The organism is Tumidithrix elongata BACA0141, from assembly GCF_036349135.1.
Lineage (GTDB): Bacteria > Cyanobacteriota > Cyanobacteriia > Pseudanabaenales > Pseudanabaenaceae > Tumidithrix > Tumidithrix elongata.
This window is the reverse complement of record NZ_JAZBJZ010000005.1, coordinates 56,269-80,798: the sequence shown is the minus strand read 5'-3', so window position 1 is coordinate 80,798 and position 24,530 is coordinate 56,269. Positions and strand designations below refer to the sequence as shown.

The window sequence follows — 24,530 nt, the reverse complement described above, 5'->3', positions numbered from 1 at the left end:
ATTTGGGAAAAATACCTTTCATTTTCTCCCTTATTCGTTACGTTTGGGATAAGTCTCTATCATTTTACTGACTTCTTGACTTAGTGTGAATATGGCTACGAGAAAACGCTGATAAAGCTGTTTGAATTGCCTTGCAGTGATGGAGTCTAGAACCCAATGATAGATAACGACTAAAATATTATTTTCATTTTGAGGAACGAGGGCAAAGCTAGCACCACAAACTTGATTGGCATAAAGCTGACGGTTAAAAAGAGCTTCTAAAAACGCAGGATCGGGAGGATTGGGAATTATCGCGATTGGGGTTGACAGAGAAAAGAAACGACCTGTTGGGGAAAGTTGAATTTCTAGACTTAGTTCTCCATCCTTTAAGTCCACGATCGAAGGTGGCATGGGTATGGAAAGGCGACACCAGCCTGATTCGCTTAAGAGGATTTTCGGTAAATTTGACGATTCGCTCAGTTCGGTCAGGGCTGTATCTAGATCGGTTTTTAAGGACATTTTGCTTAAATTTACTACACTTGCTTTGCTGCGATTCAATCCTTAGATTCTTGAACAATGCTGCGATCGCTAGCGTTGCTGAATATCGCTAGCAATTGCGCTACCAACCGCAGGTACATAATTATCCACAAAACCATGGCCTTTGCCTGTACCGACACTATGCAATTTAGAACCCTTGGTTCCGCCCGTACCGATCGCCGCATCAATTTTTCGTCCCGTTTCGCTATAGGTTCCAACAAACATACTGACGACATCTAAGCCACCAACATACATATTGATATCAACAAGTGCGGATGGATGCTGAACGGCATTACCTGCATAGATCAGTTGAATATATTTATTCATGGCTTTTTTAGCTGCTTCCGCCGCAAATCCTTTTAGACTGATTTCAGCCAGATCCTCAGGATCGAGTCCAATTCCCGGATCGTTTGCTTGCCAATATTCCAGCACTTCCTGCCATCGATTTTGTTTGACCTCAGGCAGAAATTCTGGAATTAATTTTTCATGGACATTTCTGACCGCATTGTCTGTTTTGATCGTGCCACGACTGTGGGCGGATACGGTAACTCTTTCTTGGCGATGAACCGCATCCAGCATAATTTCTTCCTGCTTTTCTGTGGCTTCATCCCTGACTTCTACTTTGCCCTTGAGGCAATCCCACACATCGACCAGCGGATTGCCTCTCTGAGCGCTATAGGTGTAAAGCACGTCGATCGCACTTTGTCCGACTGCCATATCATCTTGACCGTCAAGAGCCTGATTCACAGACTCTTGTAAAGCGGCAGCACTCAAAATTCCCGACTTAGGCGCTACAGCCATTCCGTTGATATGCGTGACTTTGGGATACCAATCCCCCAAAGAGATCGGTTCTGGATAAGGGGCAATCATCGGAGCCTTATCGTTAAAACCTGTAACCAGCCCCATCGCAAAATACATCACCGTGCCATCTTCCATTTGCTTGCGTTTCACCTCTTCAATCGTGCGCTTGGGTGCTCGACCCGATATACGGAACTGCTTGCTATCAAAATCGCTAAAGTCACTGCCATATTCCTTACCAGCGCCAGTTACTTTTGCAGAAAAAGCATTACTTCTTTGCCTTGTTTTAGGCGCAGAGTCCATATCTTCACTGGGGGGAGCACCGATCTTCTCAATTTCCGCAGTGGCTTCCTGTCGCAATTTGTTCACGCCTTCTCTGCGATCGCTTTCTTCGTCTGCAACTTTTAACCAGTCATCAATAGCATCGAGCAGTTCGGAAAGTAGGATTCGGTCTGCTCCAGTTTTTTCAATGGCTTCAAGAATTTCATCTATTTTGGCAATTCTATTTCTTCTGTGAAATTTAACGCTGGTTGCCTTTTTAAAATCCTCTGCACTCATCAATCGCTGAATGGAAGTGTCAGCGATCGCGCCACGATCGATCGGAATGTCCTCTGAGCTAAGCACAGAACTTCTCTGTACTACTTGCTCTTGCTGTTCTGTTTGTTCTGGCTGCTCTGGCGATCGCTCTACCTCTGGCTCAGTTCCGATCGCTTGTTTTGCCTGAATTTTTGCCTGATAAGCTGCTTTGATACCCTCCCACTTTCTTGCCATGATATCGACCTGTGGGCGGGGAGCAAAAGAAATGTTCTCTAGTCGATGTCCTAGTTCTTGCGTCCGATCGTTGGGGGGGGCTGAAGATTGAGCTTGAGTCTCTTGATATGGGGCAAAGGGTCGCATCTGCAATGGACTGCCCGTAACGGCTGGCTGGTTATGCTGAACTTGTTGAACAGGCTTTTTCCCATCAGATGTATCGTATCGACCCATAGGATTTTTTGTCCAAAGCTAAGCTACATAGTCAGAGAGGGTACTTTCAAAGCCACGAATTATATATATTTTAGATCTATCAAGCCTTTTTGGGGTAAGCATTTGTATAAAATTTATTCCTGTTGCGATCGCGAAATGAATGATTAAGTAAGGTTTTACCTGATTTTTCTTGACAAATATTTCATTATTGTAACCACCAGTGTCAGCAAATAGGATTCAAAATATGAGCGAGCGAAAGGGACAGCAACTAGAGCAATACACAGAAACACATCCCCATGAGGTCTTGTTGGTCAAACTCGAACTGGCGGGCGAAGTTGATGAAGTGGCGATTTTTAAAGGTTTCTCTAGTTCTTTGATGCACCCTACAACCTTCGATCCCGATATTCCCATCATTCCTGAAACAGCGAAGATCGTCAGCATCGATCGCGCCAAAGCGCCCTACAACCCCAGTAACCCGCAATATATTCAGCAAGACCTAAGCTGGGAAGCCTTTCAGCTACTTCTGTAACACCAAAATTCCCATCATGCCATTTACGATTGGATAATGGGTGGCTTGGCTAAAGCCTGCATTTTTTGCCAACTTTACCTGCTCGGAACCAATAGGAAATCTCTCGATACTGGGGGCAATATAGGCATAGTCCGCTTCGACGTTCTGTTGTTTTGCCATCGGCACGACGATATTCGCTAGGTAAAATTCCTGAAACTTGACCAATGTCGGATCGCTGGGACGATGAAAATCTAAAATCGCCACATTTGCGCCTGATTTCAACACGCGATGTAACTCCGCAAAGCATTTGGGAATATCGATCACGTTGCGAAGTCCGTAAGCGATCGTGGCTCCGTCAAAGGTGGCATCCGCAAAATCTAAAGCTAGAGCATCGCCTTCTTGCCAAGTTATGGATTTTTGTAAGCTTGGTAGGTGTTTTTGGGCTGCGATCGCCAATAGCTCCTTTGAGAAATCAACACCAAACACATGCCCCGTCGGTGCGACTCGTCGCGCTAACAGTGCCGCAACATCCCCACTGCCGCAACAAAGATCGAGCCAAGTTTGCCCTAGTTGTGGATTTCCCCATGACACCGCCATTTTTTTCCAAATCCGATGCTGCCCCAAACTGAGCCAGTCGTTGAGGCGATCGTAGATTGGAGCAATGCGGTTAAAGATTTGACGCACTTCGGTCGCAGAGGTGCTGTTGGGAGCGTTGGGTTGAGATGTAAAGGAAGACATAGGGATTGAATGACTGCTTACCTAATCCTCATACTAGATCGGCATAAGTTAAACTAAAGTAAAATAACTTTACTTATCTTTATGGTTCAGGCGACAAGTCCCAGCTTCACAAGAGAAGATTGGCAGAAGGGCTATCAATCTTTACGTACCGAGCAGAGTTACTGGATCGATGAGATTGAGGGAGAAATTCCATCAGAATTGCAGGGCACGCTGTTTCGGAATGGGCCTGGTTTGCTCGATGTCAACGGTCAAGCTTACGGACACCCCTTTGATGGGGACGGCATGATCTGCGCGATCGCTTTCACCCAAGGCAAAGCCCACTTCGCCAATAGCTTTGTCAAAACTCCCGAATTTCTTGCCGAGCAAAAAGAGGGGCGCATTCTCTATCGTGGCGTCTTTGGGACGCAAAAGCCGGGGGGCTGGTGGCAAAATCTGTTCGATCTCAAGCTCAAGAATATTGCCAACACTAACGTCATCTACCACGGGAAGAGGCTTTTGGCTTTATGGGAGGCTAGCTTACCCTATCGACTCGATCCTAAAACCCTTGACACGCTTGGGGTAGAAACATTTAACGGGACTTTAGCAGCAGGAAAGGCATTCACAGCGCATCCTAGACTCGACCCTGAGACTGGAGATCTCTGGGCTTTTGGTGTCGAGGCAGGACCAAAGTCAACCATTACGATCTATAAGATCGACCCTCAAGGCGAACTGACGGAATCTTGCAGCCAAAAAGTGTCGGGATTCTGCTTTCTACATGATTTTGCCTATACCCCTAACTACCGCATCTTTTTACAGAATCCAGTCGCGTTTAATACACTGCCATTTATCCTTGGCTTGAAAACAGCAGGGGCTTGTATCGATCTCAAACCCAATACACCGACAAAAATTCTGCTATTCGATCGCTCGGGCAAACTGACAACCTTAGAAACCGACCCCGGGTTTGTGTTTCACCACTGTAATGCCTTTGAGCAAGGGGACGAAATCATCCTAGATTCGGTGTGCTATCAGGACTATCCCAAGCTAGAGCCCAATGTTGATTATAAGAATGTGAATTTTGACACGGTAGTTCCGGGGAAACTCTGTCGTTATCGAATCGATCTCAGGACGGGCAGCGTCAGCCGTGAAATTTTGCTCGATCGCTCCTGTGAATTTCCCACAATTCATCCGCGCTGTGTGGGGCAGCCTTACCGTTATGCCTATATTGGCGCGATCGCTCAACCTACAGGCAATGCCCCACTCCAAGCAATTCTCAAAATCGACCTAGCCACGGGCAAGCAAGAAGCACATAGCTTTGCCCCAAGGGGCTTTATCGGAGAGCCTGTGTTTGTGCCACGCAATGCCTCAACTACGAGTGTCGAAGATGATGGCTGGATCATTACGCTGATCTTTAATGCTGAACGCGATCGCTCCGATGTCGTTATTCTCGACGCTCAAAATATCGCGGCTGCACCTGTAGCAACCTTGCACCTGAAACACCATGTCCCCTATGGTCTACATGGCAATTTCACCCCCGAAATCTGGCATTAACCCCTCAATACCCCACCCAGCCTCCCCTTGCAAAGGGGAGGAGCCTTGATTTTCGATCTTCTCCCTACCCTGCGGAAGTCGCTTCGCGGAAGAGTGCAAAATGAAAATAGGGGCGAACAGCCGTTCGTCCCTACCAAAATATGTGGTGAAGTATTTGGTAAAGCCTAAGATGAGGCTACTTACTCCTCGTCCTCGTCTCCTTCTTCCGCAGCTAAAGGATAGATAAATCCTTTGTTTTGACCTGTCAAAATTGATTTGCCTAAAGAAATCGCTTTTTGTGCTGCTACGCCAGCCTTGCGCTTCCAAGCTGCTTTACGAATATTCTTTTTGGACTTTGATGTGCGTTTCTTGGGGACTGCCATGACTTTGCTTTATGTTTTTGATATGAGTCGGTAAATTTTTCGGCTTTTTTATTCTAAGCCATGTCTTTAGTTTGCGATCGCGATTTATAACTATAACATTGCACCGAACCTAAAATCCTGCTCTGAAAATTACTTTCTTGGTGCTTGCGTTACATTACTGCGGTCTTGATTGCTCGTGCCTTGATGCTGATTTTCCTCTTGGGCGTTATACAAAAGCAGTAAAAGCCCAGCGATCAATACACCGAGAAACATAAACTGATTAATCGGAATATTCGGTTTTTTCTTTTTAAATTCTTCTTTCTTTTTGATCGAGCGTTCTAGACCACATTTCAAACATACATAGCGAAACGGGTCGGTTGGATCGACAACAAAGCAGCAATTCCCTTGATGGTTATCCTCTTTACAGGCTTGTGACATTGGGTAGATTGTTGGTACGAGATGTTCGGAATAATTTCTTTAAAAAGTATAAACGAGTTTTTTGGGAAAAAGCCTTTCTTGCAAAATAATTTATGAAGCGTGCTGCAATTTGAGTAAGTGTTAACTTAAACCAAATATTCCGCTCGATTTGTTTTTGCACCAGAGATAATAGTCAAGCGCACACTTCCCACATTCCTATGACCAACACCCAGCTACCAAAAGTAACCCAGCCGCTCAAATATGCCTATTATCCTGGCTGCGTTGCCAAAGGGGCTTGCAAAGAATTACATGCTTCGACCATTGCGATCGCGGCGGCTTTGGAAATTGAACTAGTGGAATTGCATCAAGCTTCCTGTTGTGGCTCAGGCACATTTAAAGAGACTGATGAGCTGATGGAAGATACCGTAAATGCGCGGAATATTAGTTTGGCAGAAGAACTTAAACTTCCCCTGATGACCCAATGCAGTACCTGCCAAGGCGTGCTTGGGCGCGTGAATGATAAATTGAAGTTTACAGATTCGGCGCGACGTGACGAAGTGAATGAATTCCTGAGCGCCGAAGATCGACATTTTCAAGGAACGACGGAAGTTCTGCACCTGTTATGGATTTTGATTCGCGATTATGGCATAGAACGACTACAACAGAAAGTGAAGCGTCCGCTCACAGCGCTTAAATGTGCCTCTTTTTATGGTTGTTACCTCCTCCGCGCCCAGACAGTGACTCGTTTTGACGACCCTTACAAACCAGAGTCTCTAGAGAATGTGTTCCGTGCCCTCGGCGCCACGCCCGTCTATTACGAGGGGCGCGTGCAATGCTGCGGCTGGCCGATTTCTAGCTATGCTACCAATGCTTCATTCTCCATGGCAGGAAGACATCTATCGGCAGCGATCGCCGCTGGAGCAGACTGCATTGTGACACCCTGCCCCCTATGCCACTTAAATCTTGATTCGCGTCAACCAGAAGTAGAGAAAGTTATTGGACAAAAGTTAGGAATCCCGATTTTGCATCTACCACAGTTGATAGGACTGGCTTTGGGTATCGATCCTGTTACGTTAGGATTAAATCGCCATATTGTCTCAACCGTTCCCATTCTTAGGATTTTGATCTAGGAATTCTAAAATCCTTGTATTGACCTTGTATTGACCTTATTATGACCCCAGATGAATTTCTCGCTAGCTTTGGTAAATTTGGAATTCATCTGGGTTTAGAGCGAATTACTCAGCTTTTAGCCGATTTAGGAAATCCTCACCAGAGAGTTCCTGCGATCCACGTAGCGGGAACCAATGGCAAAGGCTCCGTCTGTGCCTATGTTTCGTCTATCTTGGAAATGGCTGGCTTCCGTGTCGGTCGGTATATTTCGCCTCATTTGGTCGATTGGCGAGAACGTATTTGTATTAATGACCAATGGATTGCTTCAGAAGATTTGTTGAAAGCACTCATGCAAGTCAAGCAAGCGATTCAGCCCCAACATCCACCCACGCAGTTTGAAGTAATTACGGCTGCTGCTTGGTGGTATTTCGCCGATCGCCAAGTTGATGTCGCGGTGATTGAAACAGGTTTGGGTGGCAGATTAGACGCGACCAATGTGTGCGATCGCCCCCTAGTTTCGGTGATCACATCCATTAGTATGGAACACTGGCAAAGATTAGGTTCGACCTTGGCAGCGATCGCATCCGAAAAAGCTGGAATCATTAAACCTTCCTGCCCTGTCGTAATTGGGGAACTGCCGCCTGAAGCCGTTGCTGTCATGCGAGATAAAGTAGAGGCGAATCACTGTCCTGTTACCTGGGTACATGGTGCTACAGCAATTAACTCCACAGCATTCAGTTCGGAATCTACGCTAGACTCAAGCCTAGAGAATTTAGCGGTATGGGAAGGGATTACCTATCCTTTGCCGCTTTTAGGCAAACATCAGTTGATGAATTCCGCGATCGCATTAGGAACCATCCAAGCGCTAAGAACGCAGGGATGGGAAATCCCCGAGTCCGCTGTAACAGAAGGCATGCGACGAACCCAATGGTTAGGAAGATTGCAATGGGTAGAATATCAACAGTCCTCTGGTGGGCAAAAAAGAACGCATAAATTATTGATCGATGGAGCCCATAATGTCGCGGCGGCTGAATACCTGCGCGAGTTTGTCGATCGTGCTTTCCCCAACCAACCTAGACGCTGGGTAATCGGTATGTTAGATACCAAAGATCACCTTGGCATTCTCCACGCTTTATTGCATTCTCAGGATAGACTGATTACCGTGCCCGTTCCTTTTCATCAGACTGCCGACCCAGAGATGCTTGCAAAGTTGGGGGCAACAATCGTAAAAGAACCTCCGACAGCCTATCCAGATTTAGAGTCAGGACTAGATGCGGCTTTCTGCGAGTATGAATCTCAGTATTATCCAGTCATCCTATGCGGTTCTCTCTATCTGATCGGACAGTTTCTTAGCAAAAATGGCTGAAGCGATCGCCGATTAACACAAAGTAGAATCCTTCATTTCTTGTAACTTGCGGTGGCTGAACTTGACCCGCTTAATTTGTTTTTCGCAGAGCTTCTCTAAATCTTGACGAGCAATCTCTGTTCCCTGCTGTGCATTAGTAGGATGATCGAACACGATCAAGCTATCTACTTGCTTGAGACCGATCAGACGGAACAGAATATCGATAATGCCATATTCCATACATTCGATATCTCGACTGGCAAGTTTTAAGCATTCAAGATTTGCCACAGTGCGACTGCAGTAGGCATAGACAACCGTCTTTTCAATATCAGGGGATTCTCGATTGCTCAGCGTTGTTAGCAACCAACCACCATAACGATCTTGAAGGACAAAATAGTTGAGATGTCTGAGTCGATTGGCGATCGCTTTTAATACCGAAGCAACTAAATTCACTGCCCCCGGTGTCGCTCCATCTTTAGGTGCATTCTTGATTAATAAAGCGATTTGTCGATCGAGAAAACTATCGTTTTGGGACATAATTTATCTTGTTTGAACATAATCAATGGGGCAGTAAAGTCGTCAATTCTGAATCCCTAACATAGACCTTGCAAAAGACGAATAGCTAAACGCTACTACATTGTTCCTTTAAATAGTCCTTGTGGCTTAAATAATAAAACAAGAATCATAATTAGCAACCCTACACCTAGTTTATAATCTGTGCCAATGCAGTATTTCGATAATTCGCCCAGAGAGGCGGGGCATGTAGTCGCAACTTCTTGGGCAATGCCAATGATCAATGCTCCTGCGATCGCCCCGTAAGGATTACCAATGCCACCCAAGATGACAGAAGCAAACATGGGTAAGACCAAGAACCAACCCATATTTGGGCGTAAATTGGTGATTAAGCCGTACATCGTACCACCCAAAGCCGTTAACCCACCTGCAATGACCCAAGTCCAGAGAATTACCGCATCGACATTGATACCAGTTACCCTTGCTAGTTCGGGATTGTCTGCAACTGCACGCATGGCACGTCCGATTTTGGTGTTTTGCAAAAGATAGTAAAGCCCTGCAATCACTGCGATCGCTGCCACAATTACCACAATCCGATTGCGCGTAATTAGCATGCCCCACAGATTTATGGCAGGGAATGTGGGTAGATTATATTTTTGGGGAGATGCACCCCAGATCAGCACCACAGCATTTCGTACTACCAAGGCAAGCCCAATCGAGACAATCATCATGGTTGTGGGCGTGACGCGACGTGCCCTGAGCGGCGACCAGAGAATTTTTTCACAGACCAAAACAAATGCGATCGCAACCAAACAACCAAACAAGATCGATAACCAAATATCTATCTTCATGACGGTGTTGGCAAAAAACGCCAAATAAGCCCCCAAGGTGAGAATGTCGCCGTGGGCAAAGTTAGCGAGGCGTAAAATTCCGTAGGTTAAAGTTAAACCTACAGCAGCCAGTGCAATAATGCTCCCCACTGCAATGCCGTCAATGCTTGATTGCAATATCTCCAACATCCTGGTTATTTCTATCTCCTAAATGAACGCACGATTTTTATGGCTTGAAGTCTTCAATAATATAAGAGAATCCGACGCTTAAAAAAGCGTGTAAAGGCACTCATAAAAAAGACGATCGCCCACTTGCGATCGCCATACCCAAGATTTATAGCCAATTTTCTCAACGGACAATGCTATGTTTGTGGCTGAAATAACGATTGTGCTGAGTAAATCGATGTGAAGATCTAGAAACCAAAGCTATGAAACAGCTTTAGCAACTGCTTTCATTGGTGTTGTACCTCTAGATCTTGGTCTATTTCTTTCTTCTTCGGTTACGGGAGTAATTTCAATGTGGTTGAATAGAGTGGTGACAAAAGCAAACAGTAGAAAAGGAAGAGACGTAACAATAATTAAGCCTACCGCTGCAAATGAATAAATAGGATGACTCATTAGGGCAAGAGCTGAGGCTAGACTTGCAAAAATCACACCTACCCAAACAATGATTTGACCAAAGATGTCACCCAAGGATAGGGTGCAAGTGAAGCGATATTTACCTAGTTCGTTCATAGCCTTTTACCTACTTTTAAAATTTTTGACTAAATTTTTTGACTTTATTTCACTAAACTTCCCAACTAAATGTCGCTGTCTGTAAACCTTAGAATGGACAAATTACTTGCTCGTTCACAAAGCATAGAAACCAAAATTAGAGATGCAAACTAAAGCAACCAGTAAATGGGTTGCATTAATATCTGCATTCCTATGGCGGACTTTGTAGAATGCAATTTAATTTAGTAAAGTTTTTTTAGTTAATGGATTGCATTATATAAAACTTCTTTATGTTTTTTAGTTACGTTTTATTTAGGAATTGGGATAAAGATTAACTTATGTGGGCTGAAATTGCTGAGCAGATTTCTCAGGCGACCAAAGAAAAGTTTAGCGTAGAGCATCGCCAACCTTTGGGTGGTGGCAGTATCAATCAAGCCGTTTGCCTGATCGATCGCGATCGCAAATTTTTTGTTAAAACCAATGCCGCTGCCAAAGTTGCCATGTTTGAAGCCGAAGCGATCGGACTACAACAGATGTACGATACCCAAACCATTCGCATTCCTCGACCGATTTGCTGGGGAGTTGCAGGGAACTCAGCATACATTGCAATGGAATGGATTGCCTTTGGTGGTCAACAGGACTGGGATTTACTCGCGCGCAAACTGGCTGCCATGCACCGCATCACCAGTACCCAGGGATTTGGTTGGCAACAACAAAATACGATTGGCTCAACACCTCAGATCAATACTTGGACATCTGACTGGGTGGCATTTTGGCTAGAACATCGCTTGGGCTATCAACTGCAACTAGCAAAGCGGCGTGGCTTTAGCTGCCGCATTCCCGATCGCCAGATCTTTGATGCAGTTCCCCCGTTGTTTGAGAATTATCAACCTCAACCTTCCATGGTTCACGGCGATCTATGGGGTGGGAATGTAGCATTTGCCCAGGGAGAACCAGTGATTTTCGATCCTGCTTTGTATTTTGGCGATCGCGAAGTCGATCTGGCAATGACCGAACTCTTTGGTGGCTTCCCTTCGCAATTTTATCAATCTTACGATCGCGCTTTCCCCCTTGATGCAGGCTATAAACAGCGCAAAACTCTCTATAACCTCTATCACATTCTCAATCACTTCAATTTGTTTGGGGGGGGATATGGACAGCAGGCGAGTCAAACGATCGAGCAAATTTGTCGTTAGTTTTCCATTAGAATCTAACCTCAAGTAGCGCCTCGCAATAACTAATTAATGTGGATAGCCGCGCGATCGCTTGTTGTTGACGTTGTTGCCATGTGGTAGGATTGCGGGCTACTTGCAACATTGTAAAATCAACACCTAATAACTTCAGTTGCTTATTCAGTTCAACATAGTAAGACAAGATCTTTTCTTCAAGTTCGCTAGATGCGCTGGAGATTGGGATATCGAGAATCTGCGATTGAAAAAATGATTGGATTTCGCTATGCAATTGACCTAGATGCTTGACAGAATTGGTGTCGCGATCGGAAACTTGACCGAGTTCTTCTTTTAGCTTCTCCAGTTTTTCTTTTAAAAAGATATATTGATTGTTACCCATCGATCTTTCCTCTGGTTGCGTATAGGTCATAGAATAGTTGGCAATTACCCTTCAGAACGAATCTATACCCGATTGGAGATGCCTCAAAACCCAGAAGAGAAGAGCGAAGAGCAAAATGTAACAACCTCTGTGCTCCATTATACAGAGTTGGATTCAGAACAGAAGAAACAACGACTCATAGAACTCGCATGGGTTTTTACGAAGCTAGGTACTACTGCCTTTGGTGGTCCCGCTGCTCATATTGCCATGATCGATGACGAAGTGGTAAAGCAGCGAAAATGGATGAGTCAAGAGAAGTTACTAGACTTACTCGGTGTCACGAACTTAATTCCAGGGCCAAACTCCACGGAACTGGCAATTCACGTCGGGTTAGAACGGGGTGGCTGGTTGGGTCTGGCGATCGCAGGGGCATGTTTTATTTTGCCAGCAATGCTGATCGTGTGGGGTTTGGCAGCAGTGTACGTGCAATATCAAGCCCTCCCACAGGCAGGGTGGTTGCTCTATGGGATTAAGCCTGTGATTGCGGCGATCGTAGTACAAGCCCTCTGGAAGTTAGGCAAAACCGCTGTCAAGAACCGAGCCACCCTACTTACGGGGCTAGCTGTCCTGATTCTGTTTGGTCTAGGAGTCAATGAACTGCTCTTATTGTTCTTAGCAGGACTTGCTGTAATGCTTGTGGGAAATTGGAAGTTTGCGAAAGATCGTCTGCGTAAAGATCGAGACCCTTCTACTTTTTTACTCCTGCCAGTCTTTCATCTTCCGATGCTCAATATGCTCCCATTTGCGAATCTATTTGCTACTTCTCTCGCTACACCCACATGGGCTAGTGTTTTTTTACTATTTCTCAAAATAGGATCTGTTTTATATGGCAGTGGCTATGTGCTGTTAGCCTTTTTGCAAAAAGACCTTGTAGAACGCCTGCACTGGTTGACATCTCAGCAATTATTAGATGCTGTAGCGATCGGGCAGTTTACCCCAGGTCCTGTTTTCACAACGGCTACGTTTATCGGTTACCTATTGGCAGGAAATGCGGGCGCGATCGCTGCGACAATCGGCATCTTTTTACCTGCTTTTGTACTGGTGGCGATCGTTAGTCCTTGGGTGACAAAGTTACGGCGATCGCCCTATACGGCTGGCTTTTTAGACGGCTTGAATGTGGCTTCGTTGGCATTGATGGCGATCGTCACTTGGGATTTAGGACGAGCTGCTCTAATTGACGGTTTGACAATCGCCGTTGCCCTCCTTAGTTGCGTGGTTTTGTTTCGGTTTAAAGTAAACTCAACATGGCTGGTCTTAGCAGGCGGTTTCATCGGTTTCATAGCGCATACAATTCGATAAAAAGAAACGTATATTTCATAAATTCTTTAGATTATCCATAGGCACCGTTGGGCAAAAATCCTAAGAGTTGTCTCAATCTGCGATCGGCAGTCTCGTAGCAGTGACTTGGCATCTGATAGTTCATAAAAGGTTCATACTTATGCCCAACTAATCTCTTGGCATAGGTAACTTGGGTAATATAACGGGTTACTAAAGAATCATTTCTAGAACCTCTGTGCCATACTTGGTTGTTAAAGCAAACCGCAGAACCCGCTGCACCTAAGCAGTTATGAATGCGGTCTTCATAGCCAGAGATATCACCATTGCAGAACTTACCAAATAGGTGCGAGCCAGGAATTGTCTGAGTTGGACCATTCTCTGGTGACAGCACATCTGTCAAATAATAGTTGACTGTAAAAGCCAAAACATTGAGGCGAATGTTGGTCAAAGGATTGCCATCAAGGGAGAGGACATGCGGCGTGTCATCCTGATGCCATGCGTTCTTCGCTAATCCGTCAGATTCCGAAGGCAGCTTAAAGGAGTTATTATGAATTACATGAATGGCATTGGAATTGGGAATACCCTCATCCATCGAGTATTCTGTGCCATTCGCTCCGCCAATCAAATGATCGGCAAATGTGACGATCGGTTCTAAAGCGAAGAGGTCTAGATTATGCTTAGAGTGCTCAAACATGCGCTTTACGATCTTTCGCGATCGCTGATAAGATTCACCTTCAGACTTTCTGAGGGCTTCGTCTAAATCGTTCCTTAATAATTCACATTGTGCGGGTGTTAAAACATTGGGAATCACAAGAAACCCATTGGTATGAAAAGACGCTATCCACGAACTTAATTGCTCTTGAGTGGCTTGCTGATTGGCTAGGTATTCAGGCATTTTTTTACCTCGATATTTCAAGTCAATAAATCTGCGATCCTTAGCTAAAATATCTACCTAACCATTTTCCCGCGATCGCGCTCAAAACACACTGCCACTGAAAAATTAACATGTCTAGTCCCACCGCAACGGTTTCACTGAAGCAACGCCATGCTTTGCTATCGAGTACGCAGCAGCAAATTAATTTGTTAGAGGCAGTCGATTTGTCCCATTTGCCAGAGCAAGGGAATTTTGAGGCAACGCTAAACCATCATCGTTGGGAAAAACTCACACCAAGTAAATTGGAAATCTTTCAAATCAATGTTGGTAAGCTCTGCAATATGACTTGCCGCCATTGTCATGTCGATGCTGGCCCCGATCGCAAAGAAATTATGGATCTCGCCACGATCGATGCTTGCCTTCAGGCTCTCGACCAGACTGAAGCGCATACCGTCGATATTACTGGGGGGGCTCCAGAACTCAATCCTCACTTTCGCTATTTGGTCGAACAAACTGTAGTGCGGGGTAAGCATGTGATCGATCGCTGCAATCTCACCGTCCTGCTTTTGCCAAGCATGAAAGATTTACCCGAATGGTTTGCCGAACGTGGTGTTGAAATTGCCTGTTCCCTCCCCCACTTCCGCCAGCCCAACACCGATAGTCAGCGTGGTGATGGCACGTTTGAGCAGTCGATCGCAGCCCTGCGAAAGCTGAATGCTGCGGGTTATGGTAAGGGCGATCCGAAGCGAAAACTCACCCTAGTGAGTAATCCAGTTGGTGCCTCTCTATCTTGCAATCAAGCCGCTCTCTTAGAGAAAATGTGGAAGGAAGGCTTAATGGAAAACCATAACATTACCTTCGATCGCTTAATTGCGATTAACAATATGCCAATCTCGCGCCATTTAGAATGGCTAGAGCAGTCTGGCAACCTACAGGCTTATATGGAACTGTTGGTTAATTCCTTTAATCCTGCCACCATATCAGGGCTTATGTGCCGCAACACCCTTTCTGTTGCTTGGGATGGGCGCTTATTTGACTGCGATTTTAACCAGATGCTAGAACTGGAAATTCAACACCCCGATCGCAAATCTCTTCACATTCGGGATTTGGCGACTGAGCTACTGGCGCAACGCCAAATCCAGACAGGTCGCCATTGCTTTGGTTGTACGGCGGGTAAAGGTAGTTCCTGTGGAGGTGCGATCGCTTAAATTTGGGATGCTAATTGGTGCGACTTTCAGAACATCTGACATACAACGCATCTCCCCATGATGGATGGAGGGGGGAAGTTGTCGCGACGCGTTCAAATCCATATTGTTCTAAAAAGCGATCAATTTCCCAAACAAATGCACCACCTGCATATAGTTCCACATAACTAACTTCAATATTGATCGCTTCAATACAAGCAAGTGTTTTAATCGCCCCTTGCAAGGCTAACAGCTCAGCACCCTGAATATCAATATTGAGAATGTTAAATAAGCTAGGATTGCAATCTAATTCCTCAAGGAGTGTATCGAGTGTTTTAAGAGGAACCTCAATTTGAGCAACCTCCTCAATGGTAGGATAGATTTCACGATGTTGTTTTAGAGGCAATAGAGAACTACTTTGGTCGTAGGAGGTAATATGGAAATTCGCCATACCATTTGTATTTGAGATGGCACAATTGACACAGGTAATCTTGTCTCGATTTGCAAAAGACTGAGCATAAATTTGTAGATCCTCAAAAATATTGGGATTCGCTTCAATTAGTAAAATTGGTGTTATGCCCATTGCTGAATACGATACAAGCTCCTGTCCTTCATGGGCTCCAATATGAATCACTCCTCGTGGAGAAATCTGATGTTTTTGAAATAGATCGTCGAGATCTAACATTTGAGGTTCTTCGTCGCTCAAAAGAGGGCTTAGTCGCTCGTTAACTGCAAGAAAATTAGAATATTCATAGTTTTCTAACTCAGGCATAAAAACGGGAATCCATTCTAAGCCTGTAGGCTGTATTGCAAATAGGAAGTAATTATATTGATTGAATAAGTCAAATACTGCTTCCAGCGTTGTGCCAGCATCAGCATAGGTTCCACCATACTCAAATTGCAGATAGTCGATGCTCCCTCTTTGAAGTAATGATTTTGCTCCCTGTAAAACATTGAGTTCCGCTCCTTCCACATCAATCTTTACAAAGTGAATGTGATGGATTCCTGTTCGATCGCAATAACTATCAAGTGTTGTGGTTAAAACATTTACTTGATTAGGTGGATTCAGAGCATAGGTTAACTCTACTTCCTGACTACGCCGATATAGTGTGTTTAAGCCTGAATCTTGGCTATAGGTATATAACGGAAGAATTGCTTCTTGGTTGCTAATGGCAAGGTGATGACAAAGTAGTTGCCCTGCTGATAGACAGTTAGGAAAGCTTCGGGCAAGATTTCTTAGGAGTTTCTGATAGGTTACAGGTGTTGGCTCAAATAAATGGATTTGCAGATTTGGATGCCGATATAAGATCGATTGAGTCCAAGCGCCAACATTTGCGCCAATGTCAAAGACGACTCCGCGATCGCTTACAAGTTGGTCGAGTACCCAATTTTCCCCTGCTGTTAATAATAGTGGTTTGGGGACTTCAGGTGCGATCGCGTAGATGTCTCCCCAGAAATCTGATTCTTCTATCTGCTGAAGAATCTCAAGTAATGTATTTCCATCTACCCAATAGGGCAGCGCCATTTCTAGGTTTTCTCCTGAAATGAAATTAAATGCTTGATATCCAAGCTGTTGTAAATGTTGGATACATTTTTGGGTTGCGTCTGGAAATTCTTTGACAAACTCAAAAGAAAGGCTGGGAATAGGTTCTGACAATCCCTTCAGCACTTCTAATTCAAAGCCTTCGACATCAATTTTGCAAAATTGGGGTGTCCCAAATGTTGCAATTGCCCTGTCTAGAGTTGTGACCGCAACCTCGACGGGATCGCTCCAATAAAAGTCGGCAAATCTACCCTTCTGCCAACGTTCTGAAAATGTGGACAGTACACCTGCTTCTTTACAGATTGATAATTGAAGTATTCCCTCTTCAGATGCAACTCCTTGACCAATGATTACAACATTTGGGTTTCCGTTATATTTTGCTGCCAGCAGTTCGGCATACTCTGATTGCGGTTCAAAACAAACTACCCGAGCACCACAAGCAAGATAAAAATCAGTTTTTATTCCTTTGTGAGCGCCAATATCAAAGACTAGACCGTGAGGTTGGAGGTAGTTAGATAAAAAGAAATTCTGCATAGTCGCTCTCTTAGAGTGAATATTAACCAATACATTTCAGATGAGCCCTACGGTATCCAAATTATAGGGGAGCAAAATCTCGGAATTAGAGGGGTAAAGAATTTAACTATCCCTATAAGAACTGAGCAGGATCGACTGGTTCGCCATTGGCACGTACCTCAAAATGTAAGTGAGGCCCTGTCGAAAATCCCGTTGAACCAACTGCCGAAATTGGCTGACCTTTTTGAACCACTTGACCTTCATTCACAAAGAGCTCGCTACAGTGACCATACAATGTCGTCAAGCCGTTACCATGATCGATGATTACAGCATTGCCATAGCCGCCATACCAGCCAGCATAAATTACTGTACCTCGGTCTGAAGCATAAACCATGCTGCCGTAATCTGCACCAAAGTCTATACCTGAATGAAATCGTTCATAACCCAAAATTGGGTGCATCCGCCAACCAAAGGGACTAGTAACTTCGCCAACCGTTGGATACATCAGTTGCCCTGTACCCGGCATGATTAAGATGCCGGGAGCTGTTTGGGCTTTTGCCAAAATTAATCTGGTGATCTGCTGAGAATCTTGAACTAATCGATCTTCAGCAAGTTCTAAAGCCCGACGATCGCTTTTTAAGCGATCGATTACATTAGCTTGGGCAACAGCTTCGGCTTCAAAGTTTGCTTTTTGATATTTCAGCTTTTGAGTGAGTAGGGCAATCTCGTTTGCTTGGGTAGTCACCTGACTGCGTTGAGATTCTACTCTATCTGTATTTTGCTTGAGGGTAATCAGAAGTTGGCGATCGCCTTCATAAATACGGTTGAGTTGGCGATGGCGATCGGCAAACTGATTAAGATTTTGGCTGCTTAGGAGTAAGACCCACCACTTTTGCATTTGTTGTTTTTGCAGGTAGCGCAATCGCGCTGTTGTGGCACTGCGCTTACGGTTGAGATCGTATTCGAGTTCTTGCAGTTTCTTTTCTAGCTTTTGTAGGGATGTTTGCGCTACTTTAAGCTTTTGTTCGTTGTCTTGAATTTGCTCCGTTGTAACCTTGACATTGCGGCGCAGGGCATCAAGCCGCTCTTGTGCTGGTTTAGTGATGGCTTTGATCTGCTCTTGCTGCTTTTGGACAATTTGCTTTTGCTGCTCAACTAGGTCTTGGTAGTTGTGAAGATCTTGTACAGTTTGCGCGTAAACAACAGGCGTGAAACCAAGCAAAAGTACACCTATGCAGAATAGGCAGCAGATTAAATTCACAAGGAAACTGATCCTTGATTGCTGAGTTTGCTGAGTTTTCAGATGTGCCACCACAGAATTTTGAATGTAAGCTATAAGCGATCGATGTTTGTAGGCTGCTTTTAGTGGGCTACTCAATGTGAGTTTAGCTACACGCGCTGAATTGTACCGATACTTGCCCGATCTGGCTAGTCAATTTAATCGGTATTTGAAAATATTTACCAGCAGTCTAACGGAGAATTTAGACGGGCAGGCGATTTCAAGCTTGTTAGCTGTTTTGTAATTCTTTAATCGTGCTTCCATTCCTAGGATTTGCTCTATCTAACCTGTTTGTGTTAGCAGTAGAGGAAATAGAAATGCTAAAATCCCTTTACTGTAGTCCTACAAAACTATTTCGGGAAAGTTGACTTGTAGTTAAAGATCGAATCGGGCTAAACACCGTAAACCAGTAAACAAGTCAAAGGTCTTAAAATGTCAAACAGTCCCAACAAAATTAAAGAATTCGGTATTGAGAGTGCTAAATCCATTGGATTTGCTCTGTTGCTTTTTCTCGGACTTCACACCTACGTGGCTGAAGCTCGTTATGTAAAGTCGGGTTCCATGCTTCCTACCCTTGAGATTCAAGATCGATTGATGGTTGATAAGCTCAGTTATCACTTTCGCAATCCGGAACGAGGAGAAATTATATTCTTTAACCCACCTGAAGTCTTAGAAAAGCAGAATTTTCACGAGATGCTGGTAAAGCGGCTGATTGGCTTGCCAGGGGATAAGGTGGAAGTCAAAGATGGATTGGTTTATGTTAACGATCGCCCTCTGGTAGAAAAATACATTGCAGAAATTCCAAGGTATGAGTTCTCTGCTGTGGTTCCGCCCAACTCCTATTTGGTTTTAGGCGACAATCGCAACGATAGCTATGATAGCCATGCTTGGGGATTTGTCCCGCGCGATCGCATTGTTGGGCGTGCGGCTTTCCGTTACTACCCGTTTAATCGGCTGGGCGATCCTTCCCACTAAGTTCTGGCTTTGGGTGAGTCCTGCATAACAATTCTGTTTAACTATTCCTTAGCTAGTTTAGATTCAGAGATTACTCTGGTATACACTGCCTCGGTTTCAATGGCTAATTTTTGCCACGAAAAGCGATCGCGCAGTTCTTTTTGGGCATTTTTGACAAGTTTCTCAGCGCGATCGGGATTTTGTAAAACCTCCAAAATTCCTGCTGCCAGAGAATCACTGTCATTAACATGGGTGACAATACCCGTCACCCCATTCTCTACCACTTCGGGTAACCCGCCCGTGTCAGAAACCACCACAGGTACACCCGCTGCAAAGCTCTCTAGCGCCACAATGCCAAAGGGTTCATATAAACTGGGGAAAACTGCACAACTGGCAATTGTTTGTAACATACTGAGATCGCGATCGGACATAAAGCCCGTAAACGTAACTTTGTGATGAATTCCCAAATCCCATGCTTGTCGCTGCAATAAAATCGAGTAGGCATCCCCAGTGCCAATGATTACAAACTTTACTTTGTCTGACATCGCTGCCAAAATTTTAGGTACAGCATTTAATAGGATGTAAATCCCTTTCTCATAGGTGATTCGCCCCACGTAATAGACGATCGCTTCATCGGGCTGGGCATATTTTAGGTGTAAGGCTTCTGGATCGAAGTCGTCGCTATGCGATCGCTGCATTCGTTCTAGACTCAACCCATTGTTGACAATATCTGTTTTATCGGTGGAACACCCCAGAGCGCGTTCTACTTCTCCTTGCATATACTTCGTGCAGACAATCACCCTTGCTGCTGACTTCGCGAGACTAATTTCTTTATGGTGAACGTAATTTTGAGAATCAGAATGGATGCCGTTACATCTACCGTACTCGGTAGCGTGAATTGTTGCCAGTAGAGGTAATCGGAAGTTTTGACTTAAAGCGATCGCTGCATCACCCACCAACCAATCATGGGCATGGATAGCATCAAAGGGCTGGGTCCGATCGTTGATTAATTGACTGGCGCGATCGAGCATACTGCTATTCATGTTGGCAACCCACTCAAAAAAGTCGCCGCCATCTCTGACAGGAACGCGATATACCTCTATACCATCAACAACTTCGTGGCCTTTTTCGCCAGTCACTTCAACCGTGACAAGATGGATGTGATGCCCTAGCTTAACCACCTCTGGATATAGTTCTGCCACATGACGCGAGATACCGCCAATAATGCGCGGTGGAAATTCCCACGCTAAAACTAAGATTTGCATTGGCTTCAGGCAACCTTCAAAGTGTCAATGGGTATATCAACAAGGTTCATCTCTGAACTCGATCGCTATCCTCTAACTTCTTTTGATTCTCGTTTTCAGGAGATGCTCAAGCTTGATAAATAATCGATCGATTGGTTTTTAAGATTAGATGCTAACAACCTAGTCTACTAGATATCTTGAATCAGATAGCTGTAATCGTAAGGATTTATACTTAATCGATTAATTAAATAAGCAAGCAATCGATTCAGTCGGTAATTTAAGTAAGGTATCGATGGATTAACCAATGCAATAGATGCGATCTCGCCCCAATTCTTTTGCTCGAAACAGGGCATGATCGGCAAAGCGCACTAACACGGTTGGATCGGCTTTAACAACAGGCATGATACTGGCAATGCCAAAGCTTAGGGTGACATACTTACTTACTGGCGAGGGATCGTGAACGATCTTTAAATTTTTTACTGCTAATTGAATTGCTTCGGCAACATGCAAAGCACCATCAATTTCTGTATTTGGTAAAATAATGGCAAACTCTTCGCCACCATAACGTGCTGCCAAATCCGCAGGACGGCGTACCGAGCCAGCGATCGCTTGAGAGACCTGTCGCAAACATTCATCTCCACCCAAATGATCGTAGGTATCGTTATAGGCTTTGAAAAAGTCAATATCACACATAATCAGCGACAGAGGCGCTTTTTCTCGCGCAAGCCTCTGCCACTCAAAGTTTAACTGCTGATCGAAGCAGCGCCGATTAGCAATTTGGGTCAAATAGTCTAGGTTCGTGATCTTGATTAGCTCAAGATTTGCGTTTTGCAACTGTTCGTAAAGTTGGGCTTTTTGGACGGCAATTTCTAGTTGAGTGGCGATCGCCGCAATCAAATTAATCTCTGGTTGTTGCCAATGGCGTGGCTCATTACATTGCTGCACGACAAGTAACCCCCAAAGCATCTCAGAGCTAGACTCCTCTTCGTTGCTGCCTTGATCGACCAGAATGGGTACAGTGAGACAAGCTCGAATTTGCAGACATTGCAGGGATTGTACGACCTCATTGGGGAAGTTAGTTTGCGAGAGATCGTGAATTACTCCCACAGACTCTTGCGGGAATGGATGACAGTTTACGTCTCGGCAGTAAGTATCTAGGTTGTCACCCATTAGGGAGCTATAACCATCAGCAACAGCTTCAGCGATAACGCTGCCATTGCCACTTGGCGAGATCCGACAAACCACTACACGATCGACTTTTAATGCCTGCAAGATCTCTCGAACGGTATCGCCCAAAATATCTTCTAACCGCAGCGAACCGTGAATCCGTAATGTAATGCTGGCAATTAACTTATCCCAAGCCGCTTGTTGTTTGAGCAGGTCTTCATTGGCTAGGCGATCGCTAATATCATTGCCCGTACAGATGACATACTTCACCTTGTCGCTAAGATCGGTGACGACAGTATCTGCCCACTCGATCAAGCGGCGATCGCCCGAACGAGCAACCAAAAAGCTTTCATGGCGTCTAGGAAAATCTTGGGCGCTAAGGCTTGCAAAGTTTGCTTTTACAGATTCAACCTCCTCGGCTTGTACAAACACATCCCAGAAATATTGGTTTTGCACTTCAGCGAGAGAATACTGAGAGATTTGTTTACAGGTAGCATTTAGCTCAACAATACGCCCATCGCCATCAAGTACGAGCAACAGAGGGTAAACTTTTTCAAAGAGCAGCTTAAGTAGATCGTATTTATGGCGTAGATCTTGATGCTCAAGTTGATATCGAGCAAGCTCAGCTTTAGTTTGCAATAGCTCTTGTGCATAGCTGCTGCTAATTTGCTTGTAACTTAGTAAGCTGTTAAATGAAGACTCTTGCATGTGTTTGATACACAAAACTGCTTAAGATTTAGGAATTTAGTTCTGTACCCGGAGGTAGTTCAATCCAGGTATCTTCTTTTCCCTGCGTTTGATTAATTTCTGACAAACCTTTGTTTGATAGAAATTAATCAAACTGAATCTAGTGAAGATGAGTCTAGAAAAGCTGAAAAGACGATTTACAGGTAGTTGAGGATTGAGTGCAAGATAATAGCTATAAGAAATTTATAACTCCTTTGCTAATCAGAATTTTTGCCGATTTTTCTAGTATAGAGTATCACAGAGGTGAACGAATTCTGGACAAGAATTAGCATCAAAATAAAACGGAATTTGTGTGGATATCATGATTTTTTCTACTCATCAATAATGTAATGTGCAAAAGATTAATGCGAGAAAAATTTTCGTAAAGATTTCACGATCCCTAACAATTCAATCCTTGTTGTCCTACACAAAGCTAGCTAAAGATATAGGAACCCCAGTACTTAGATAAGTAAAAGTTACTATATCTAAATTTTGTAATTGGCCTATGGCAAAAGTTTTGTGATATGTTCTATCACAACTGTGTGATGTTTAGTCACCCTGTGACTGAGGAGGAGATTGTGTCAGAGAAAAATACAGATATTGTGAATCAGGTAACGCAACAAGCAAAGCAAACATGGACAAAAATTTCTCCATCGTTACAAGCGCTATTGCTAAAGTCTACCCAATGGTTAATCCCAGCGTTACAGAGCCTCAACAAAAAACTCACTGAAGTGGCTCCAACCCAATCTTCACTCTCGAATGAAGAGGGAGGCGCTAAAAAAGTTCCTGCCCAACAGGACACTAAAGCAAAAGCGATCGCGATTCTAGTATCAATCGGTACGCAAACTTTACAATTTCTAATCAAAGCTTTAGAAAGTCTGCAACACAAGCTAGAAGCAACCAGCGCGTCAGCACAAGACGGCACGGCACAAGACCTTACTGCCCCAGCTTTGCCCAAAGCACCCCTTCAACCTGGTGACCCATTGCCATTGCCCGATCAAGTTAAGCAGGAAGTGGGGACTGCTTGGACTTTTGTGCAAAAGCAACTTGTGCCTGTTGTTTTAGCTTTTATCACTAAAGTCGTTGACAAAATCGATCCGCCCATTAGTGCAGCTTGGCAAAAGGTGACAGCAACGCCTACAGTGGCAAATACTTGGACAAAAGTAGAGTCCAGCGATCCTTGGAAAAAAGTAAGCACAGCCATCGCTCCAGCCCTGCGATCGATGCAGTCGATCCTCGGTCAAATTCAGCTATCAGATAGTGTCAAGCACATTCTAGAGAAGCGTGCAGCCGTGACAACTCTGGTACTGGTATTTGCTCTATTAATTTTGCTTAAGCCAACGCGAGCTTTAAGCCATGCGGTCAAAGCCCCCACCCAGTCTCCCACTCAAATATCCAGACAAACCAAGCAGCCTATTCAAAAGCCCTTTAGTGACTTAGTGGCACCAGAAAAAGGCGATCGCGCTGTCTCTCCTAACAAGGTCAAGGTGAACGATATTCAGGTGCAGGTAACCGATGCATCTAAAAAGTATGGTGAAGGACTGATTAAGTCGGTACAAACCAATTTTAAATTGGGGCGTTTGATTGTTGAGTTGACCGATGCTTGGTATCAGCTCGATCCCGATCGCCAAAGCCAACTCATGTCCGATCTGTTATCGCGATCGCAGTCGCTTAAGTTCCAAAAACTGCTTGTTGCTGACTCAGAAATGCACTTAGTGGCTCGTAGCCCTGTGGCTGGCACTGAGATGGTGATTGTGAGACGGTAAGTTTTCCAGTTCGTTTTCATCAACTAAAAAGCTGTTGGTTATATGCCAACAGCTTTTTGCGTTATCCAACTAAA

23 protein-coding genes are annotated in these 24,530 nt (G+C 44.5%); 9 read left to right on the top strand and 14 right to left on the bottom strand.

Annotated elements, in window-relative coordinates; genetic code table 11:
• Window positions 1-30: 30 nt before the first annotated feature.
• Window positions 31-498, bottom strand: coding sequence for a type III secretion system chaperone (locus V2H45_RS02495; protein ID WP_330482031.1), 468 nt, complete (start codon window positions 496-498; stop codon window positions 31-33).
• A gap of 69 nt (window positions 499-567) precedes the next feature.
• Complete coding sequence (locus V2H45_RS02490) at window positions 568-2,298, bottom strand: hypothetical protein (protein WP_330482030.1); 1,731 nt, start codon at window positions 2,296-2,298, stop codon at window positions 568-570.
• A 223-nt stretch (window positions 2,299-2,521) separates the two neighbouring features.
• On the opposite strand from V2H45_RS02490, the gene V2H45_RS02485 reads away from it, so the two are divergent.
• A complete protein-coding gene (locus V2H45_RS02485) occupies window positions 2,522-2,806 on the top strand; it encodes a DUF7734 family protein (RefSeq protein ID WP_330482029.1) in 285 nt (94 codons plus the stop codon).
• Here V2H45_RS02485 and ubiE read toward each other — a convergent pair.
• On the bottom strand, window positions 2,795-3,523 hold the full coding sequence (gene ubiE / locus V2H45_RS02480) for a bifunctional demethylmenaquinone methyltransferase/2-methoxy-6-polyprenyl-1,4-benzoquinol methylase UbiE (protein WP_330482028.1): 729 nt from the start codon (window positions 3,521-3,523) through the stop codon (window positions 2,795-2,797). The two genes, V2H45_RS02485 and ubiE, sit on opposite strands and share 12 nt — an antisense overlap.
• Before the next feature lie 81 nt (window positions 3,524-3,604).
• On the opposite strand from ubiE, the gene V2H45_RS02475 reads away from it, so the two are divergent.
• Window positions 3,605-5,050 (top strand): carotenoid oxygenase family protein, encoded by a 1,446-nt coding sequence (locus tag V2H45_RS02475; protein ID WP_330482027.1) that lies wholly within the window; start codon window positions 3,605-3,607, stop codon window positions 5,048-5,050.
• Window positions 5,051-5,229: 179 nt separating this feature from the next.
• On the opposite strand, the gene rpmF is transcribed toward V2H45_RS02475, so the two are convergent.
• Together rpmF and V2H45_RS02465 are read right to left on the bottom strand one after the other, a co-directional pair.
• Window positions 5,230-5,412 carry a 50S ribosomal protein L32 gene (rpmF, locus tag V2H45_RS02470; RefSeq protein WP_330482026.1) on the bottom strand — a complete coding sequence of 61 codons (183 nt, stop codon included), beginning with the start codon at window positions 5,410-5,412 and terminating at the stop codon, window positions 5,230-5,232.
• Between the two features lie 129 nt (window positions 5,413-5,541).
• Window positions 5,542-5,829, bottom strand: coding sequence for a hypothetical protein (locus V2H45_RS02465; RefSeq protein WP_330482025.1), 288 nt, complete (start codon window positions 5,827-5,829; stop codon window positions 5,542-5,544).
• Between the two features lie 197 nt (window positions 5,830-6,026).
• On the opposite strand from V2H45_RS02465, the gene V2H45_RS02460 reads away from it, so the two are divergent.
• Entirely contained in the window at window positions 6,027-6,938 is a 912-nt protein-coding gene (locus tag V2H45_RS02460; protein ID WP_330482024.1) for a CoB--CoM heterodisulfide reductase iron-sulfur subunit B family protein, read from the top strand.
• Between the two features lie 41 nt (window positions 6,939-6,979).
• Window positions 6,980-8,284, top strand: coding sequence for a bifunctional folylpolyglutamate synthase/dihydrofolate synthase (locus V2H45_RS02455; protein WP_330482023.1), 1,305 nt, complete (start codon window positions 6,980-6,982; stop codon window positions 8,282-8,284).
• Window positions 8,285-8,296: 12 nt separating this feature from the next.
• Here the strand turns inward: V2H45_RS02455 and V2H45_RS02450 are convergent, their stop codons facing one another.
• The 3 genes from V2H45_RS02450 to V2H45_RS02440 form a co-directional block, all read right to left on the bottom strand.
• Window positions 8,297-8,800, bottom strand: coding sequence for a hypothetical protein (locus V2H45_RS02450; RefSeq protein ID WP_330482022.1), 504 nt, complete (start codon window positions 8,798-8,800; stop codon window positions 8,297-8,299).
• A 95-nt stretch (window positions 8,801-8,895) separates the two neighbouring features.
• Window positions 8,896-9,795 (bottom strand): branched-chain amino acid ABC transporter permease, encoded by a 900-nt coding sequence (locus V2H45_RS02445; RefSeq protein ID WP_330482021.1) that lies wholly within the window; start codon window positions 9,793-9,795, stop codon window positions 8,896-8,898.
• Between the two features lie 237 nt (window positions 9,796-10,032).
• Window positions 10,033-10,341, bottom strand: a complete 309-nt coding sequence (locus V2H45_RS02440) for a hypothetical protein (RefSeq protein ID WP_330482020.1) — start codon at window positions 10,339-10,341, stop codon at window positions 10,033-10,035.
• A 317-nt stretch (window positions 10,342-10,658) separates the two neighbouring features.
• Here V2H45_RS02440 and V2H45_RS02435 point away from each other — a divergent pair, with 317 nt between their 5' ends.
• Window positions 10,659-11,516 (top strand): fructosamine kinase family protein, encoded by an 858-nt coding sequence (locus V2H45_RS02435; RefSeq protein ID WP_330482019.1) that lies wholly within the window; start codon window positions 10,659-10,661, stop codon window positions 11,514-11,516.
• Window positions 11,517-11,523: 7 nt separating this feature from the next.
• On the opposite strand, the gene patD is transcribed toward V2H45_RS02435, so the two are convergent.
• Window positions 11,524-11,889 (bottom strand): heterocyst frequency control protein PatD, encoded by a 366-nt coding sequence (gene patD, locus V2H45_RS02430; protein WP_330482018.1) that lies wholly within the window; start codon window positions 11,887-11,889, stop codon window positions 11,524-11,526.
• 78 nt (window positions 11,890-11,967) lie between these two features.
• Between patD and V2H45_RS02425 the strand changes: the two genes are divergently transcribed.
• Window positions 11,968-13,227, top strand: coding sequence for a chromate transporter (locus tag V2H45_RS02425; RefSeq protein WP_330482017.1), 1,260 nt, complete (start codon window positions 11,968-11,970; stop codon window positions 13,225-13,227).
• Window positions 13,228-13,258: 31 nt separating this feature from the next.
• Here V2H45_RS02425 and V2H45_RS02420 read toward each other — a convergent pair whose 3' ends face one another.
• Window positions 13,259-14,101: a phytanoyl-CoA dioxygenase family protein gene (locus V2H45_RS02420; protein ID WP_330482016.1), complete on the bottom strand. Its 843-nt coding sequence runs from the start codon at window positions 14,099-14,101 to the stop codon at window positions 13,259-13,261.
• Between the two features lie 110 nt (window positions 14,102-14,211).
• Here V2H45_RS02420 and arsS point away from each other — a divergent pair, with 110 nt between their 5' ends.
• Window positions 14,212-15,288 carry an arsenosugar biosynthesis radical SAM (seleno)protein ArsS gene (gene arsS / locus V2H45_RS02415; RefSeq protein WP_330482015.1) on the top strand — a complete coding sequence of 359 codons (1,077 nt, stop codon included), beginning with the start codon at window positions 14,212-14,214 and terminating at the stop codon, window positions 15,286-15,288.
• 10 nt (window positions 15,289-15,298) lie between these two features.
• Here the strand turns inward: arsS and V2H45_RS02410 are convergent, their stop codons facing one another.
• Window positions 15,299-17,341 (bottom strand): FkbM family methyltransferase, encoded by a 2,043-nt coding sequence (locus tag V2H45_RS02410; protein ID WP_330482014.1) that lies wholly within the window; start codon window positions 17,339-17,341, stop codon window positions 15,299-15,301.
• A gap of 112 nt (window positions 17,342-17,453) precedes the next feature.
• Window positions 17,454-18,698 (bottom strand): murein hydrolase activator EnvC family protein, encoded by a 1,245-nt coding sequence (locus V2H45_RS02405; RefSeq protein ID WP_330482013.1) that lies wholly within the window; start codon window positions 18,696-18,698, stop codon window positions 17,454-17,456.
• A gap of 333 nt (window positions 18,699-19,031) precedes the next feature.
• On the opposite strand from V2H45_RS02405, the gene lepB reads away from it, so the two are divergent.
• Entirely contained in the window at window positions 19,032-19,574 is a 543-nt protein-coding gene (gene lepB / locus V2H45_RS02400; protein ID WP_330482012.1) for a signal peptidase I, read from the top strand.
• Between the two features lie 41 nt (window positions 19,575-19,615).
• On the opposite strand, the gene V2H45_RS02395 is transcribed toward lepB, so the two are convergent.
• Both V2H45_RS02395 and V2H45_RS02390 read right to left on the bottom strand, forming a co-directional pair.
• Complete coding sequence (locus V2H45_RS02395; RefSeq protein WP_330482011.1) at window positions 19,616-20,818, bottom strand: glycosyltransferase family 4 protein; 1,203 nt, start codon at window positions 20,816-20,818, stop codon at window positions 19,616-19,618.
• Between the two features lie 276 nt (window positions 20,819-21,094).
• Window positions 21,095-22,672 (bottom strand): diguanylate cyclase domain-containing protein, encoded by a 1,578-nt coding sequence (locus V2H45_RS02390; RefSeq protein ID WP_330482010.1) that lies wholly within the window; start codon window positions 22,670-22,672, stop codon window positions 21,095-21,097.
• A gap of 563 nt (window positions 22,673-23,235) precedes the next feature.
• Between V2H45_RS02390 and V2H45_RS02385 the strand changes: the two genes are divergently transcribed.
• The gene (locus tag V2H45_RS02385; protein ID WP_330482009.1) at window positions 23,236-24,456 is read left to right on the top strand and encodes a hypothetical protein; all 1,221 of its coding nucleotides are present in this window, start codon (window positions 23,236-23,238) and stop codon (window positions 24,454-24,456) included.
• Window positions 24,457-24,530: the final 74 nt, after the last annotated feature.